Raw genomic sequence first — 15,819 nt, forward strand, 5'->3', positions numbered from 1 at the left:
CCCGCCCCGCACCACCCGCGTCACACGATCCGCGTCGCCCCCGCGAACGGCATCTCGTCGATCGGTGCCAGCCGCACCGGTGCCGACGGGTTCGGGGCGTGGATCATCTGGCCGTTGCCGACGTAGATGCCCACGTGGCTGATGCCGGAGTAGAAGAACACCAGGTCGCCCGGGGCCAGTTCGGAGCGGGAGACACGCCGGCCGGCGTCGATCTGGGCGTAGGTCGTGCGGGGGAGGGAGATGCCGGCGGATTGGTAGGCGGCCTGGACGAGGCCCGAGCAGTCGAAGGCGTTCGGGCCGGTCGCGCCCCACACATAGGGGCTGCCGAGCTTGGAGTAGGCGTACGAGACGGCGGCCGCGGCACGCGAAGTGGGCGCCTCGGCCGCGGCGGAACCGGAGGGTTGCAGACCGGTGCGCGGGGCCGAGCCGGAGCGTGAGGCGCGGTCCGCGCCGCCCGGGCCGCCGCCGAGGCCGAGCCGTTGGCGCTCCGCCGCGGGCAGGTGCGCCAGCAGCCGCCGTGCCGCGTCCAGCTTCCCGGTGATCGTCGTCCTGGTCCGCTTCAGTTCCGCCTGACGCGCCTTCAGCCCGGCCAGCTCGACGCGGGCGGCGCCGCGCAAGCGCTCGATCTCCCGCAGCTGTTCGCGTACGCCGGCGACGGCCGCCGCCTGCCGGGTGCCCGCCCGGTCGGCGAACTCGGCGCCCTCGAGATAGCGGTCGGGGTCGTCCGACAGGGCGAGTTGCACCGCCGGGTCGAGACCGCCGTCGCGGTACTGCGCGGCCGCCATCGAACCCAGCGCGTCCCGCTCCGAGTTGAGCTTGTCCGTCTTGCGTGCCGCCTCGTCCCGCAGGGTGGAGAGCCGGTGCTCGGCGGCGTCCGCCTTCTCCTTCGCGCCGTCGTACTTCTGGGTGGCGGACTCCGCCTCCTGGTACAGCTTGTCCACCTTCGCCTTGATCTGGGCCGGTGTCAGATCGGGCTCCGCGTGTCCGGTGCCGTCGAAGCCCGTCGCGGTCGCCGCGCCCGCCAGGGCGATGGTGAAGGCGGTGCGGGCCGTGCTCCCGCCGAGTGAACGCCGACCGGTCTTGCGGTGCGCTGCCACGTGGACTGCACGTCCTTTCGTACGGCCGCCCGTCCCCCGGCGGCTTTACGCGTCCGGTGGCGGCCCGCACAGGGGGAACGGGCCGCCACCGGACCTTCTCGGCGGTGGTGTCCGGCTGCCGCCCCTGGCCCGGGCGGCGGTGGGGAGCCGGCCACCTGGGGCAGGACGCTAAACCTGACCGTGACCGTTCGGTGACACGATGTGCGGAAGTGCCAGCGCCGGATCGCCGGGTGACCGGTTGCGACCGTGAGCGGGGGGTCGTGCCGTCGACTTCACGCAGCGCGCTGACCGATGTGCCGGTTCCGAGCCACGGCCGTACCCCGGGCTGCTATGAGCCGCATATATGCACGGCCGGAGAAAGGGCAGGCCGGTGTCGGACGCGCCATGCGTCCCTGTTTAAGCTCCAGCCTCATGGACGTACTCATCCATCTCTTCGTCGGCCTGCACATCATCGGCATCGCCGCGCTGCTCGGCGGCTTCCTCACCCAGATGAAGGCGATGGGGCAGGGCACGGCCCGCTTCGTCCCCGGCATGCTGCACGGGGCGCTGACGATGCTGGTCACCGGGGCGATCCTGGTCGGCCTCAACCAGGCCGACGACCAGCACGTCGACAACATCAAGATCGGCGTCAAGCTGGCCCTGCTGGTCGTCATCCTCGGCCTGGTCTACGTCAAGCGGGACGACGAGAAGGTGGACAAGAGCCTGTTCGGACTGGTCGGCCTGCTCACCACGGCGAACATCTTCATCGCGGTGCTGTGGACCTGAGGCCGGCGCGGACCTCCGCCGCTGCCCCCACGGCGACGGCCCCCCACGCCGCCACCGCGATCCACAGCAGCACCTGCCCAGGCCCCTTCAGCCACGGGGCCCCCAGGGCCGTGGCGGCGGACAGCACCGCCGCGGCCGTCATCCCGAGCGCGAAGACCGTCGCCCAGCGGCGCGCGTCGTAGCGCGGCCGCGGCCGGGCCGCCTCGGCCACGAGCAGCACGGCGCACCAGGCCAGATCGAGCACGAGCAGGGCCGAGGTGACGACGCGCAGTACGCCGCGGTCGTCGTCGTTCCACAGGTAGAGGTGCGCACTGTCCGCGGCGAGGAGTTCGGATCCGGCGAGCGCCGAGAGGGCGAGCGCGCCGCCCGCCACCCAGTGGTCCCCCCACCCCTCCGTCACCTGCCGCAGGTCGAAACGGGGGAGGGCGAAGCCGTACAGGACGAGCCCGAGCCCGAACAGCACGAGCGCCGCGTGCGCGAGCCAGGCCGTCGCCTCCGTCCCGGCGAGCGTGGCGCCGAGCACCGCGAGCCCCTGCGTGGCCACGCAGCACAGGAACACCGAACCGGGCATACGGCGCTGCCAGTTCCCCACGACCGCGACGACCAGCAGCGGCCACAGCACGGCCGCCGCCACGAGCAGGGCCTCGGCCGGGGCGGGCCGCCCGGCCAGGGAGATCCGGGTGCCGAGCACGGCGGTCGCCGCGACGGCGGTGAGCGACTGCGGCCTGCGCGCGTCCGCCCACCACCTCTCCCGGTCCCGCACGAGGCGTACGCCGGAGTCCGCCGCCAGCCCCAGCCAGGCCGCACAGGCCAGGACCAGGGCGATCCGCGACAGCACCTCGTACGCCGTCAGACGCAGCCCGACCGACAGGATGCCGGTCGCCGTCACGGCGGCCCCGACCGCCGGCGGACGCTGCGCCCACCAGGCGCGCACGGAGACAGGGCCGGACATGGGTGTGATGCTAGGCAGTGCGCGCGGTGTTGCCCGAGGGGCACGCGAGCGGGCGCGGGAAAATACGCGCGGGGGAGTGCCCCGCGCGGGGCTCAGGCGGGCCGCACCACGCTGTGGATGATCGACGAGCCGGCGTAGTAGATCGACTCCTCGCGGACGTACGCGCCGGGCTTCGGGGCGTGGATCATCATGCCGTTGCCGATGTAGATGCCGACGTGGCTGATGTCGTCGTAGAAGAAGATCAGGTCGCCCGGCTGGGCGTCGGTGAGGGAGACCGTGGTGCCGGCGTCGACCTGGTCGTAGGTGGTGCGCGGGAGGCTGACGCCGGCGGCCTTCCAGGCGGCCTGGGTGAGGCCGGAGCAGTCGTAGGAGTCGGGGCCGGTGGCGCCCCAGACGTACGGCTTGCCGATCTGCGCCCGGGCGAAGGCGAGCGCCTTCGCGGCCTTGGTGGCGTACGTGGAGTCGACGGTGGAGGTGGACGTCGACGTGGAGGTGGAGCCCGAGTCCGAGGACGAGCCGGAGGTGGCGGCGGCGGCCTCCTCCTGGGCCTTCTGCGCGGCCGCCTGCTTCTTGGCCAGCTCGGCGGCCTGGCGGGCGGCCTCCTCCTCCTTCTTCTTCTGGATCGCCGCGAGCCGCGCCTTCTCCTCGGCGTTCAGCTTCGACAGCAGTTCGCGCGCGTCGGACAGCTTCTTCTGCACCGTGGACTTGGCGGTCCGCAGGTCGCTCTGTGTCGTGGTGAGCGTCTGGAGGTCCTTGGACGCCTGCTCGCGCTTCTTCATCGTCGCGGACTGCTCGGTGAAGTAGTCGTCGACCTCGCTCTTCTGACGTGAGGTCAGGCGCCCCATCAGCTGCGTCTGGTCGAAGTAGTCCTGCGGGGAGTCGGCGAGCAGGAAGGTCGCGGTGTCGGGCGCGGCGGCTCCGGTGCGGTACTGGGCCGCGGCGAAGGTGCCGAGCCGCTCCCGCTCGTCGTTGAGCTTCTGGGTGCGCTGGGCGACGTCGTCCAGGAGGGTGTCCACGCGCTTGCGCTGCGTGGCGGTCTTCTCCTTGGCCGCGTTGTACTTCTCGGTGGCCGATTCCGCCTGGCGGTAGAGGTCGTCGACCTTCTTCTCGACCTCCTCCACGCTCGGCCTGCCGTCGGCCGCGGGGGCGGCGTTGGCCGACTGGGACAGCAGGGCCACGGAGGTGAGGGCGGCCGTGGCGAGAGCGGGGGTGCGTATGCCTGCGACGCGCGAACCTGAGGGGCGGGACTTGCGGTGCGACGCCAAGGGAGGCGACTCCTTCCACGTTCCGCCTACCGGGTTAGCTGTCGGGTTCGGGCGGGTGGTTCGGAAGGCTTGCCCTACGGTCCGGGCCCCGTGCGGGAGTCGGGCCGATTCACCCCGGGAACGGTGGGTCCCCGGTTCCGGATGCGCGATGGCGTACCGGACTCGGCGGAGGCCGCGCGGCCCGGCGACGTTCGCCGGTGGGGGTCGTACGGCCTGCCCGGAACCGTAGCCAACTCGTGTGGCCCCTGTGAAGGTTGATGTTCGATATGCCCGATACATTTTCGTGACCTTTGGTCAAGGTGGCGCACGGCGCGGTCGTCCCGGAAGGATCTGCAGGAATTTGTGCATGATGTGACCGAACTGTCGTCGTGTGCCCGCTTCCGAGCGCTAATTTCCAGCCAGTCGCGGTCATCGGCCGTCCGTGCATCGCCGAGGCCGCCTGCACCGGCCTGACGGCGGCGGTCGCCGAGGTCGTCCGGGGGCGGCCGCGACCGGCATCGCCGCCGAACACCGCCGTCGAGCCGAGGCACAGCCGCACGGCGAGCCCGCGCAGCCCGCCGCGCGCGTGCGGGAGGTCGCGCTCCAGGCGGCCGGACCCGCGGCGGGGCGTCCGGCCCCGGCGTGCTCACCGGTGCCGTCGTCGACGCGCACGGCGACCTCTGCGGCGGCCGGTTCTTGGCCGGCGGCGTGACCAAGGTCTCGCACGAAGGCGTACGGGGGTTACGGGGGTGAAGGCGCCGTTCCCGGGCGGCGTCGCTGTGAGCCCGCGGGACGGCAAGGTCCGCGTCCGCGTCTGCGTCTGCGCCTGCGCCTGCGCCTGCGCCTGCGCCTGAGCGGTCGCGGACCGTGACGGCGCGCACCTGGACAGCGGGCGGTGGGGGCGCCGGGCTGTGGGAGACCGCCGGGCTGGGGGCGCCGGGCTGGGGGGAGACCGCCGGGCTGTGAGGGTCGCCGGGCTGGGGGCGCCGGGCTGTGTGTGGGGGCGTCGGCGGGCGGACAGGTCCGGCGACCCGTGGCCTCCGAGGGCCGCCACGTCACCGATCCGGCGAAGTTCCCGGGGTGGCGGCGGGCTGTCGGTGCGGCGCCCTAGACTCGGATGGCGATGAGCAGCCTCTTTGACGACAGCTTCCTGGCGGACCTCAAGGCCCCTCGCGGGCACGAGGAGGAGTCCCCGCCGCCACCCGAGGACGATCACGTACCGGAGCCGGTTCCGGACGATCTGTTCGGTGGGAAGTTCGACGTGCCGCCGGACCGGGAGGCGTACTACCGCGACGGCGCCCCACGCCCGGTGCTCGACCCGGCCGCCCTGCTGGACGGGCTGAACGAGAACCAGCGCGCGGCCGTCGTCCACGCCGGCACCCCCCTGCTCATCGTGGCCGGCGCCGGCTCCGGCAAGACCCGTGTGCTCACGCACCGCATCGCCCACCTGCTCGCCGAGCGGCACGTCCACCCGGGCCAGATCCTCGCGATCACCTTCACCAACAAGGCCGCGGGCGAGATGAAGGAGCGCGTCGAGCAGCTCGTCGGCCCGCGCGCGAACGCGATGTGGGTGATGACCTTCCACAGCGCGTGCGTGCGCATCCTGCGCCGCGAGTCGAAGAAGCTCGGCTTCACGTCGTCGTTCTCGATCTACGACGCCGCGGACAGCAAGCGCCTGATGGCCCTGGTCTGCCGCGACCTGGACCTCGACCCCAAGCGCTACCCGCCGAAGTCCTTCAGCGCCAAGATCTCGAACCTCAAGAACGAGCTGGTCGACGAGGAGGACTTCGCCGCCCAGGCCACCGAAGGCTTCGAGAAGACCCTCGCCCAGGCCTACGCCATGTACCAGTCACGGCTGCGCGAGGCGAACGCCCTCGACTTCGACGACCTGATCATGACCACGGTCAATCTGCTGCGCGCCTTCCCGGACGTCGCCGAGCACTACCGCCGCCGCTTCCGCCACGTCCTGGTCGACGAGTACCAGGACACGAACCACGCCCAGTACGCGCTCGTACGGGAGCTGGTCGGGACCGGCGCCCACGACGAGGACGTACCTCCCGGCGAGCACGACCTGCCGCCCGCCGAACTGTGCGTCGTGGGTGACGCGGACCAGTCGATCTACGCCTTCCGCGGGGCGACGATCCGCAACATCCTCCAGTTCGAGGAGGACTACCCCGACGCGACGACGATCCTGCTGGAGCAGAACTACCGCTCCACGCAGACCATCCTGACCGCGGCCAACGCGGTCATCGAGCGCAACGAGTCCCGCCGCCCCAAGAGCCTGTGGACCAACGCGGGCGCGGGCGCGCGCATCACGGGCTACGTCGCCGACACCGAGCACGACGAGGCCCAGTTCGTCGCCGACGAGATAGACCGTCTCACCGACGCGGGCGACGCGAAGGCCGGCGACGTCGCCGTCTTCTACCGCACCAACGCCCAGTCCCGTGTCTTCGAAGAGGTCTTCATCCGTGTCGGCCTTCCCTACAAGGTCGTCGGCGGCGTCCGCTTCTACGAGCGCAAGGAGGTCCGGGACGTCCTGGCCTACCTGCGCGTGCTCGCCAACCCGGAGGACTCCGTCCCGCTGCGCCGGATCCTGAACGTCCCCAAGCGCGGCATCGGCGAGCGCGCGGAAGCGATGATCGACGCGCTCTCCCAGCGCGAGAAGATCAGCTTCCCGCAGGCGCTGCGCCGCGTCGACGAGGCGTACGGCATGGCGGCGCGCTCCGCCAACGCCGTCAAGAAGTTCAACACGCTGATGGAGGACCTCCGTACGGTCGCCGAGTCCGGCGCGGGCCCCGCGACCGTCCTGGAGGCGATCCTCGAACGCACCGGCTATCTGGCCGAGTTGCAGGCATCGACCGACCCGCAGGACGAGACCCGCATCGAGAACCTCCAGGAACTCGCCGCCGTGGCCCTGGAGTTCGAGCAGGAGTCCGGCGAGGGGGAGGAGACCCCCGGGCTCGCCGACTTCCTGGAGCGGGTCGCGCTGGTCGCCGACTCCGACCAGATCCCGGACGAGGAGGAGGACGGCTCCGGCGTCATCACGCTGATGACCCTGCACACCGCCAAGGGCCTCGAGTTCCCGGTCGTCTTCCTGACCGGCATGGAGGACGGCGTCTTCCCGCACATGCGCGCCCTCGGCCAGACGAAGGAGCTGGAGGAGGAGCGGCGCCTCGCGTACGTGGGCATCACACGCGCGCGGGAACGGCTCTACCTCACGCGCTCGTCCCTGCGCAGCGCCTGGGGCCAGCCGTCGTACAACCCGCCCTCCCGTTTCCTGGAGGAGATCCCGGCCCAGCACGTCGACTGGAAGCGGACGGGCGCCACCGCCCCGGTCTCCTCCGGCCCGGCGTCCGGCGTGGCCGCCTCCCTGTCGTCCTCCCGCTCGCGCTCCTCGGCGTCGGGCGCGTCCGGCTTCGCCACCAGCCGCGCCTCCGACAAACCGGTGGTCTCGCTGGCCGTCGGCGACCGGGTCACCCACGACCAGTTCGGGCTGGGCACGGTCGTCGCCGTGAAGGGCACGGGCGGGAACGCCGAGGCGACGATCGACTTCGGCGACGCGAAGCCGAAGCGGCTGCTGCTGCGGTACGCGCCCGTCGAGAAGCTGTAGCTCCACGCGGCCGAGCCCCCGCCCGACGGCGGGGGCACGTCACCGGCACGTGAAATCAGGTCCACGACGTCTCCGCGTCTTCGCGTTTCGCCGTCTTCGCGTCTCTACGTCTCGACGCCTCTACGTCTTGGCGTCTCTACGTCTCTTACGTCGGGTCGAGACCGTGGCTGCGCAGCCACGGCAGCGGGTCGACCGCCGCGCCGCCGCCCGGCCGGACCTCGAAGTGCAGATGCGGGCCGGTCGAGTTGCCCGAGTTGCCGGAGTACGCGATCGGCGTGCCGGCCTTCACCTCCGTGCCGGAGGAGACGCGATAGCTGGAGAGGTGGCAGTACCACGTCTCCGTGCCGTCCTTCGCGGTCACGATCATCATGTTCCCGTACGCGTTGTTCCACTGCGTACGGACGGTGCCGTCGGTCGCGGCCATCACCGTCGTGCCGTACGAGACCGGGAAGTCGATGCCGGTGTGCACGGACATCCAGTTGACGCCGGCCTGGCCGAAGTAGGCGCTGAGGCCCTTCTGGGTCACCGGCAGCATGAACTTGGGGCGCAGGCGCTCCTTGCGGGCGGCCTCCTCGGCCGCCTTCTTCTTCTCGGCCGCCTGCTCCGCCTTGAGGTCGATGCGCTCCTGCGTACGGCTGGCCCGGTCGGCGAAGTCGTCGGCCCCCGCGGACAGGCTCTGCAGCTGGCTGTCCAGCTTGTTGTTGGCGGAGGACGGCTTCACCGCGTGCGCGTCCGACGCGGTCGTCGCGGTGTCCTTGCCGTCGCTGAAGGTGCCCACGGAGGCGGCGGCGATACCGGCCACGCCCATCACACAGGCCGAGGGCACCGCGACGGTCAGCAGCGCGGAGCGTCGGGCGGGGGCGCGGCGGCGGGAGCGGGACGCGCCGCGCGCGGCGGTGCGCGACGCCGGAACCGGCACGACCTCTTCCTGGTCGTCGAGCAGCGGCGGCACGGCGGGGAGTTCACCCGTGGTGCCCGCGCCGTCGTCCTGGCCGAGTTCCTCGTACGGGTGCTGCTCCGCGTACGGATCGTGCTCCGCGTAGCCGTCCTGCTCCGCGTACGAGGCGTGCTCCCCGTACGAGTCGTGTTCCGTGTACGAGCCGTGTTCCGTGTACGCGTCCGGTTCGGCCTGCTCGAACACGGCGGTCGACTGCTGGTCGAACGGTTCTGCGGACCGCTCGCCGTCGGAGTTCCACTGCGTGGCGTCGTACGCGCCGGTCTCGAAGGTCTGCGTGCCCCATTCCCAGTGCTGGGTCCGGTCGGCGGCGTGGCCCTGCTGATCGGGCTGGAGCCAGGCGCTCGCGTCCCACTGGCCGGAGACGTCGTGGCCGGTGGACTGCGGCGGGATGACCCCGAGCGGCTGCTGGTGGCCGAAGGACCAGGCGTTCGTCCCGTAGGCGCCGGAGTCGTGGACGGCGGTGCCGTAGGTGCCCGAGTCGTAGGTGCCGGTGTCGTAGGCGGCGTGGTGCCCGGCCGCGTACGCGTCGTAGTGCGCGCTCTGGTGGCCCGCGCCCCACGAGGACGCGTCGTAGGAACCGGTGCCGTCGCCCGGGAGGCTGCCGAAGAGGGGGTCGGCGTCGAAGGCCGCCGTCGCGGCCGGATGCCCGGCGGCCGTAAAACCGCTGGCGTCGTGGTCGCCGTACGTGGTGAAGTCGCCGTACTGGCCCTCCTGCGTGCCATAGGGCGCGAAGTGCGCCGAGGCGGCATCGGAAGCCGTAGCCGGGGTGGTCATGGTCCCCGACGGGTGACGGTCGTTCACCAACTTCTCTTTCGCCTCGACAACAGGGGCTGCCAGAGCAGTGCGGCGACTGTACCCGGCGGTATGCGGGCGCGACAATCTTCAACTGGTTTCGGGCGTGCAGGAAACGGGCATTCGGCCGTGTTTCGGCGGAGTGCGGACGCGGCCTTGGTCGAGTGTTCGAGCGCCGTTCGATGTGAGATCCCTGAGGGGCGCCTGTCGCGCCGCTGTCACGCCACGGTCAGGCCGCCGGTGTGGGCGGCGGCTTCGGCTCCTGTCCGCTCGGCGTCGAGAGCCTGGCATATGCCGGTCGCGACGGCGGGGTGCACGGGCAGGGCCAGATGACCGATCCCGCTCACCCGGACGTTCTGCACCATCAGGTCCGGGTGGTCGATGCAGGCGGTCTCCAGCGGGTCCATCAGGTGGTCGAGATCGCTCCAGAAGCTGACGAAGTGCGTACGGCAGCCCGGCGCGGGCCGGGTCAGCTCCTCGAGCAGCTGCGAGCCGGGGCGCATCTGGCGCACGATCGGGTGCGCGTTGGCCAGCGGCACCACCCGGGTCCCGGAGTGCGGGGTGCCCAGCGTGACCAGGGTGCGCACGCGGATGTCGCCGCCGAGCCGCTGCACGTAGTAGCGCGCGATCAGCCCGCCGAGGCTGTGCCCGACGATGTCGACCTGCCTGCTGCCCGTGCGCTCGCAGATCTCCTCTATGTGCCGGCCGAGCAGCTCGGCCGCGGTGCGGACGTCGCAGGTCAGCGGCGAGTAGTTGAGCGACTCCACCTGCTGCCTGCCGTGCTGGGCGAGGCTGCGGCGCAGCAGCACGAAGACCGAGCGGTTGTCGATGAAGCCGTGCAGCAGGACGACGGGCGTCCTGCTCCCGGTCGGCAGCTGCGCGGCGCCGTCCGGCGAGGGGAGGGGGGACGATGGTCCTCGGCGTTCCGCGGTGATGCCGGTGGGATAGAGCAGGAGGTGGCCCGCGAGGATCGCGAGCTCCAGGGCGGTCGCCTTCAGCAGGGCCAGTGAGAGCCCCGCCAGCCTGCTCGGAAACAGCATGTGGCAGAGCGCCGGAAAGGGCAGTGCTGCCCTGGTGACCTTCATGGCCGACCTCCTGTCGGCACGCAGGAGGACGCCTCTGTCCCCCGTGTGCCCTCGTGGGAAGCCGCGAGGGAGGCGGTCGGCGGCCCTGTCCCGCCGTCGCCGACGCGCCGCACCGCCACGGCCCGCGCTTCTGCGGTGCCGTGGTTCGGCGACCTCATTGCGGCTCCTGTCGCGCGTGCTCCCGCTGGAACGCCGCGCGGTGAACGTGTCCCATCGTGTGATTTCCCCCTCGGTCTGGACCGCGAAACTGCGGGTTGCGGGATGCTGGCGATAACGTTCGTTCACTTCCCTGCTGGGCGCGGGTACCTCCGTACCCGTCGGGGGGACGAACGCAGTCGCTTCATGGAGGCAGTGATGGGTGTGGCAGCCGGTCCGATCCGCGTGGTGGTGGCCAAGCCGGGGCTCGACGGCCACGATCGGGGAGCCAAGGTGATCGCGCGGGCGCTGCGCGACGCCGGCATGGAGGTCATCTACACCGGCCTCCACCAGACCCCCGAGCAGATCGTCGACACCGCGATCCAGGAGGACGCCGACGCGATCGGCCTGTCCATCCTCTCCGGCGCGCACAACACCCTGTTCGCCGCGGTGATCGAACTGCTCAAGGAGCGGGACGCACAGGACATCCTGGTGTTCGGCGGCGGGATCATTCCCGAGGCGGACATCGCGCCGCTGAAGGAGATGGGTGTCGCGGAGATCTTCACACCGGGGGCCACGACGCAGTCGATCGTGGACTGGGTGCGGGGCCACGCGGGGCAGCCCGCGTAGCCGCTGCTGATCTGGGGGCTGTCGCGAAGGTCCTAGGCCGTCTCCAGCTCCTCCGCCATCGCCTTGCGCAGCCGCAGGGTCGTGACCAGACGCTGGAACGCCTCCGCCCAGTAGCCGCCGGCTCCCGGTGACGCGTCCTCGCGCTCGTCGGGTATGGCGAGCAGGCCGTCGAGGCGGCCTGCCTCCGCCGGGTCGAGGCAGCGCTCGGCCAGGCCCATCACTCCGCTGAAGCTCCATGGGTAACTCCCCGCGTCCCGTGCGATGTCCAGCGCGTCGACCACCGCCCTGCCGAGCGGTGCGGTCCAGGGCAGCGCGCAGACCCCGAGCAGCTGGAACGCCTCCGACAGGCCGTGTGCCGCGATGAATCCGGCGACCCAGCCGGCCCGTTCGGCCGCGTCCAGGGTGCCGAGCAGCTTGGCGCGCTCGGACAGTGAGACCGCTCCCGGGCCGCCGGCCTCCGGGGCGGAGGGGGCGCCGAGGAGCGCGCGGGCCCACTCGGGGTCCCGCTGCCGCACGGCCGCCCGGCACCAGGCCGCGTGCAGTTCGCCCTGCCAGCCGTCCGTGACCGGCAGCGCCACGATCTGCCGAGGCGCACGTCCGCCCAGACGCGCGGGCCAGGTCGCGAGCGGCGCCGCCTCCACCAACTGGCCGAACCACCATGACCGTTCACCCCGTCCCGCCGGAGGTTTGGCCACGACACCGTCGCGCTCCATGCTCGAGTCGCACTCGTGCGGTGCCTCGACCGTGAGCGCCGGTGAGTCCAGCGTGTGGTCGACGGCCACGCACGCCGCCGCCCTGACCGCCATCCGCGCGGCGAGCATGGAGCCCGGCAGCGCGGAGAGCAGCTCGGCCGCCGTCGCCCGTACGTTGCGGCTGCGGTCGGACAGGGCCTGCTCCAGGAAGGGTTCGTCCTGCGGGCCGAGTCCGGTGCGCAGCGAGTCCAGGAACATCAGGCGGTCCTCGGCCCGCTCCGTGGTCCAGGTGGTCGACAGCAGCGCGCGTGCGGCGGCGGGCTCGCGGGCGCGCAGGGCGGACAGCAGCGCGACCCGCTCGGCGAACAGGCCCTCCTCCCACAGGCACAGCGTCCGCTCGGCGTCCTCGGGGTCCGGCAGCGCGGTGCCCCCGCCCGGCGTCGCGCGCAGGGCGAAGCGCCAGTCCGGGTTCAGCCGGGCCAGCCACACCGCGCGCGGGCCGGCGAAGGCCAGGGCCGCGGGCCGCAGATCCGTGCGCCCCCGGGCCGCGTCCAGCAGCGCGGGCAGCGCCTGCGGGGGTGCGGCGAACCCCCGGGCGTTCGCCGCCGCGAGCCATTGGGGCAGCAGCTCCATGAGATCCGGTGCCGTACCTCTGCGGCCGCCGCCCGTGCCGGGCCGGTCGGCCAGCAGCAGCGCGAGCCTGCGGGCCGCCGCCGCGGGCAGCGCGGGACGCGGGTCCTCGGCGGCCGGCTCCGGCCGCCCGGCGGCACGGGCGGGCCGCAGTCCGGCCCGCCGCCGCACGGTCTCCACGGCCGCCGCGTCCAGCAGTGCCACCGGCGCTTCCCGTCCCGGCGCACCGCCGGGCGGAGTACGCCGCTCCGTCCCGAGCAGTGCCGTGGTGACGAGTGCTTCCCAGGCGCCCGGCGGGGGCGCCTCCGCCGGTGCGGGCATCCTGTTCATGCGGTTCCTTTCCGTGGGCCGTGGAGAAGACACAGGCCGTGGACAGCGGCGGTACGGGCGGTCAGCACAGCGCCACCGCCTCTCCCGGCTTCTCCGGCCAGGCCGTCAGCGGGCTGAAGCCCCGGTGGCCGCACTCGCCGAAGACCTTGACCGGGGCGCCGCCCGACAAAGCGGCGAGACGCCACAGACCGGGACGGGAACGGGCGGCCGGGGTGAGGGGGAGCGCCGTGTCCCCCTCCGCGTCCGCCAGCTGCCAGGAGTCACCGTCCGGGACCGGTATCACCCGGTCCAGGGTCACCGGGACGGAGTCCAGCCAGGGGTCGTCGCGCAGCGCCTCGCCGTACCGCGCCGCCGCCTCGGCCGGCGTCACTCCCGGCGGCCGTGTCCCGCTGGGCGCCGGCGGTGCGAACTGCTCGCCCAGGGCCGCCCGGATCTGCCGGGCGCCGGGGTAGGCGGACACCTCGGCGTCCAGGGCCAGTCCGACGGGCAGTGCGAGCTCCGGCGCGCGGCCCGCCGCGCCGTAGGAGAGCAGCAGTGCCGTCCGGCCCGAGTCGGCGCCGTGCAGCCAGATGCGGCGGGTCGTCAGACGGGCGTCGGCCGTGTCGTACTGGGCCAGGACCAGCCAGCGGTCGCGCAGCGGCGGGCCGTCCGCGCTGCCGGACAGGCCGATGCGGGAACGGACCGTCGCCGCCAGGCCGTCCGGCAGTTCCTCACGGCGCAGCCAGCCCTGGTCGAGGAGGTGCAGCAGCGCGCACTCCTCCAGCAGCCGCACCGGCCAGCCGGGACCGGACGACGGGATCGCCCCCAACTCCCTTACGCGAGCGGCCAGTCCGGGCGCCTGGGCGTCGACCATGCGTGCCGCGGTCTCCTCCCACAGCCCGTACCCCGCCTGCTCCGCGCTCGCCAGGCCGCCGCGCAGCAGGTCCGCCAGACGCTGCTCCAGCTCGCCGGCCCCCGCCGTCACCCGCTCGGCCCGGCGCTCCGCCCGGCGGCGCGCGGCCTCCGGATCACCGGCACCGGCCGCGGCACCGGCCGCGGGCGCCGCCCGCTTCCGCTCGGCACGCTGCCGTCTCCCCTCCATCCACTGCTCCGCCCAGCCGGGCGGCTCGCCGGTCGGCACGGCGCCGTCCTCGCCCGCCCAGAGCAGCAGCAGCCCGAGGGCGTGCTTGCACGGGAACTTGCGGCTCGGGCAACTGCACTTGTACGCGGGACCCGACGCGTCCGCGATGTCCACGACCGTCTGATACGGCTTGCCGCCGCTGCCCTTGCACAGCCCCCACACCGCCCCCTCGTCGGAACTCCCCGCCTCGGACCACGGCCCGGCCGCACCGAGTTTGCTTCCCGCTTTGCGTGACGCGGCGTCAGGCGCCAGTGCCAGCACCTGGTCCGCGCTCCAGCGCACCCCCTGCTGAGTCATGTCATCGAAGGTAGATCCCGGCACTGACAATCGGCCTGCCGAGCGCGTTTGCCCAGGTCACCACGGATTGTCAGTGGCGTGGTGCACGGTTGGTGACAGATCCGAACCGGCCGAGCTGGAGGGGGCCTCAGCCATGTCTGTGTCCGTGGAACCGACGTCTGTGGAAGATCTCGCGAAGGAGCCCGCCGAGGCGTTGCGACCGCACGCCGAAGACGCGTTCGCCGGTGAGCTCGCGGCGCTGGCCGCGCAGGACGACCGCCCGCGCCCGGCCCGCTGGAGGCTGTCGCCGTGGGCGGTGGCGACGTACCTGCTCGGCGGCACGCTGCCGGACGGCACGGTGGTCTCACCGAAGTACGTGGGCCCGCGCCGCATCGTCGAGGTCGCCGTCAGCACGCTCGCCACCGACCGCGCCCTGCTGCTGCTCGGTGTGCCCGGCACCGCGAAGACGTGGGTGTCCGAGCACCTGGCCGCGGCGGTCAGCGGCGACTCGACACTGCTCGTGCAGGGCACGGCGGGTACGCCGGAGGAGGCGATCCGCTACGGCTGGAACTACGCGCAGCTGCTGGCCAACGGCCCCAGCCGGGACGCCCTCGTGCCCAGCCCGGTCATGCGGGCCATGGCGGAGGGGATGACGGCACGGGTGGAGGAGCTGACCCGTATCCCCGCGGACGTGCAGGACACCCTGATCACGATCCTGTCGGAGAAGACGCTGCCGATACCGGAGCTGGGCCAGGAGGTGCAGGCGGTCCCCGGCTTCAACCTGATCGCCACGGCCAACGACCGGGACCGCGGGGTCAACGAGCTCTCCAGCGCGCTGCGCCGCCGCTTCAACACGGTGGTGCTGCCGCTGCCGGAGAGCGTCGAGGCCGAGGTCGACATCGTCTCGCGCCGCGTCGACCAGATCGGCCGCTCGCTGGACCTGCCGGCCGTGCCCGACGGCATCGACGAGATCCGCCGTGTCGTGACCGTCTTCCGCGAACTGCGCGACGGGATCACCTCCGACGGCCGTACGAAGGTCAAGTCGCCCAGCGGCACGCTGTCGACGGCCGAGGCCATCTCCGTCGTCACCAGCGGGCTCGCGCTGGCCGCCCACTTCGGCGACGGCGTGCTGCGGGCCGGCGACGTCGCCGCGGGCATCCTCGGCGCCGTCGTCCGCGACCCGGCCGCCGACCGCGTCGTCTGGCAGGAGTACCTGGAGGCGGTCGTCCGCGAGCGGGACGGCTGGAAGGACTTCTACCGGGCCTGCCGGGAGGTCAGCGCATGAGCGATCTGGGGTGGGGCCGCACGGGCGGCAAGGACGCGGGCGGGGGCAAGGACTCCGGTGGGTCCAAGGGGTCGAACGGCTCCAAGGGCTCGGGAGGGTCCAAGGGTTCGGGCGGCTTCAGGTACGCGGCGTACGGGAGCGGAGTGCTTGACGGGTTCGGCATGGGCGGGGCGGGCATCCGGCGGACGCCCGGCGGCGGCCGGGCGTGGCGATGACGA

12 protein-coding genes and 1 riboswitch are annotated in these 15,819 nt (G+C 72.7%); of the genes, 5 read left to right on the plus strand and 7 right to left on the minus strand.

The annotated features are described in order from the left end of the window. Positions 1–20: 20 nt before the first annotated feature. On the minus strand, positions 21–1,097 hold the full coding sequence (locus tag ACIRPX_RS24440) for an NlpC/P60 family protein (protein WP_404198292.1): 1,077 nt from the start codon (positions 1,095–1,097) through the stop codon (positions 21–23). A 411-nt stretch (positions 1,098–1,508) separates the two neighbouring features. On the opposite strand from ACIRPX_RS24440, the gene ACIRPX_RS24445 reads away from it, so the two are divergent. After that, the gene (locus ACIRPX_RS24445) at positions 1,509–1,862 is read left to right on the plus strand and encodes a hypothetical protein (protein WP_404198294.1); all 354 of its coding nucleotides are present in this window, start codon (positions 1,509–1,511) and stop codon (positions 1,860–1,862) included. Here ACIRPX_RS24445 and ACIRPX_RS24450 read toward each other — a convergent pair. Beyond that, positions 1,840–2,814, minus strand: coding sequence for a tellurite resistance/C4-dicarboxylate transporter family protein (locus ACIRPX_RS24450; RefSeq protein ID WP_404198297.1), 975 nt, complete (start codon positions 2,812–2,814; stop codon positions 1,840–1,842). The two genes, ACIRPX_RS24445 and ACIRPX_RS24450, sit on opposite strands and share 23 nt — an antisense overlap. 92 nt (positions 2,815–2,906) lie before the next feature. Next, positions 2,907–4,079 carry an NlpC/P60 family protein gene (locus ACIRPX_RS24455; RefSeq protein ID WP_404198299.1) on the minus strand — a complete coding sequence of 391 codons (1,173 nt, stop codon included), beginning with the start codon at positions 4,077–4,079 and terminating at the stop codon, positions 2,907–2,909. A 7-nt stretch (positions 4,080–4,086) separates the two neighbouring features. Next, positions 4,087–4,257: riboswitch (cyclic di-AMP (ydaO/yuaA leader) on the minus strand. Positions 4,258–5,181: 924 nt separating this feature from the next. Here ACIRPX_RS24455 and pcrA point away from each other — a divergent pair. Next, positions 5,182–7,668, plus strand: coding sequence for a DNA helicase PcrA (gene pcrA / locus ACIRPX_RS24460; protein ID WP_404198302.1), 2,487 nt, complete (start codon positions 5,182–5,184; stop codon positions 7,666–7,668). A gap of 145 nt (positions 7,669–7,813) precedes the next feature. On the opposite strand, the gene ACIRPX_RS24465 is transcribed toward pcrA, so the two are convergent. Both ACIRPX_RS24465 and ACIRPX_RS24470 read right to left on the minus strand, forming a co-directional pair. Further along, positions 7,814–9,400: a M23 family metallopeptidase gene (locus ACIRPX_RS24465; protein WP_404198536.1), complete on the minus strand. Its 1,587-nt coding sequence runs from the start codon at positions 9,398–9,400 to the stop codon at positions 7,814–7,816. 236 nt (positions 9,401–9,636) lie between these two features. Further along, positions 9,637–10,503 carry an esterase/lipase family protein gene (locus ACIRPX_RS24470; RefSeq protein ID WP_404198304.1) on the minus strand — a complete coding sequence of 289 codons (867 nt, stop codon included), beginning with the start codon at positions 10,501–10,503 and terminating at the stop codon, positions 9,637–9,639. Positions 10,504–10,857: 354 nt separating this feature from the next. Here ACIRPX_RS24470 and ACIRPX_RS24475 point away from each other — a divergent pair, with 354 nt between their 5' ends. Then, positions 10,858–11,268: a cobalamin B12-binding domain-containing protein gene (locus ACIRPX_RS24475; protein ID WP_404198307.1), complete on the plus strand. Its 411-nt coding sequence runs from the start codon at positions 10,858–10,860 to the stop codon at positions 11,266–11,268. A 32-nt stretch (positions 11,269–11,300) separates the two neighbouring features. Here the strand turns inward: ACIRPX_RS24475 and ACIRPX_RS24480 are convergent, their stop codons facing one another. Together ACIRPX_RS24480 and ACIRPX_RS24485 are read right to left on the minus strand one after the other, a co-directional pair. After that, positions 11,301–12,920: a DUF5691 domain-containing protein gene (locus ACIRPX_RS24480; protein WP_404198309.1), complete on the minus strand. Its 1,620-nt coding sequence runs from the start codon at positions 12,918–12,920 to the stop codon at positions 11,301–11,303. 61 nt (positions 12,921–12,981) lie between these two features. Then, positions 12,982–14,337 carry an SWIM zinc finger family protein gene (locus ACIRPX_RS24485; RefSeq protein ID WP_404198311.1) on the minus strand — a complete coding sequence of 452 codons (1,356 nt, stop codon included), beginning with the start codon at positions 14,335–14,337 and terminating at the stop codon, positions 12,982–12,984. A gap of 133 nt (positions 14,338–14,470) precedes the next feature. On the opposite strand from ACIRPX_RS24485, the gene ACIRPX_RS24490 reads away from it, so the two are divergent. Next, positions 14,471–15,601 (plus strand): AAA family ATPase, encoded by a 1,131-nt coding sequence (locus ACIRPX_RS24490; RefSeq protein WP_404198313.1) that lies wholly within the window; start codon positions 14,471–14,473, stop codon positions 15,599–15,601. Next, positions 15,598–15,816, plus strand: a complete 219-nt coding sequence (locus tag ACIRPX_RS24495; RefSeq protein ID WP_404198315.1) for a hypothetical protein — start codon at positions 15,598–15,600, stop codon at positions 15,814–15,816. The genes ACIRPX_RS24490 and ACIRPX_RS24495 overlap by 4 nt, the downstream gene beginning before the upstream one ends. The last annotated feature ends 3 nt before the right edge of the window (positions 15,817–15,819 follow it).

Origin of the sequence: Streptomyces sp. NPDC101225 (genome assembly GCF_044767585.1) — a bacterium.
Taxonomy (GTDB): Bacteria; Actinomycetota; Actinomycetes; order Streptomycetales; family Streptomycetaceae; genus Streptomyces.

Coding starts and splice junctions, on each gene's coding strand:
- ACIRPX_RS24445 (WP_404198294.1), top strand. CDS start 1,509: ATGGACGTACTCATCCATCTCTTCGTCGGCCTGCACATCATCGGCATC.
- ACIRPX_RS24450 (WP_404198297.1), bottom strand. CDS start 2,814: ATGTCCGGCCCTGTCTCCGTGCGCGCCTGGTGGGCGCAGCGTCCGCCG.
- pcrA (WP_404198302.1), top strand. CDS start 5,182: ATGAGCAGCCTCTTTGACGACAGCTTCCTGGCGGACCTCAAGGCCCCT.
- ACIRPX_RS24465 (WP_404198536.1), bottom strand. CDS start 9,400: ATGACCACCCCGGCTACGGCTTCCGATGCCGCCTCGGCGCACTTCGCG.
- ACIRPX_RS24470 (WP_404198304.1), bottom strand. CDS start 10,503: ATGAAGGTCACCAGGGCAGCACTGCCCTTTCCGGCGCTCTGCCACATG.
- ACIRPX_RS24475 (WP_404198307.1), top strand. CDS start 10,858: ATGGGTGTGGCAGCCGGTCCGATCCGCGTGGTGGTGGCCAAGCCGGGG.
- ACIRPX_RS24480 (WP_404198309.1), bottom strand. CDS start 12,920: ATGAACAGGATGCCCGCACCGGCGGAGGCGCCCCCGCCGGGCGCCTGG.
- ACIRPX_RS24485 (WP_404198311.1), bottom strand. CDS start 14,337: ATGACTCAGCAGGGGGTGCGCTGGAGCGCGGACCAGGTGCTGGCACTG.
- ACIRPX_RS24490 (WP_404198313.1), top strand. CDS start 14,471: ATGTCTGTGTCCGTGGAACCGACGTCTGTGGAAGATCTCGCGAAGGAG.
- ACIRPX_RS24495 (WP_404198315.1), top strand. CDS start 15,598: ATGAGCGATCTGGGGTGGGGCCGCACGGGCGGCAAGGACGCGGGCGGG.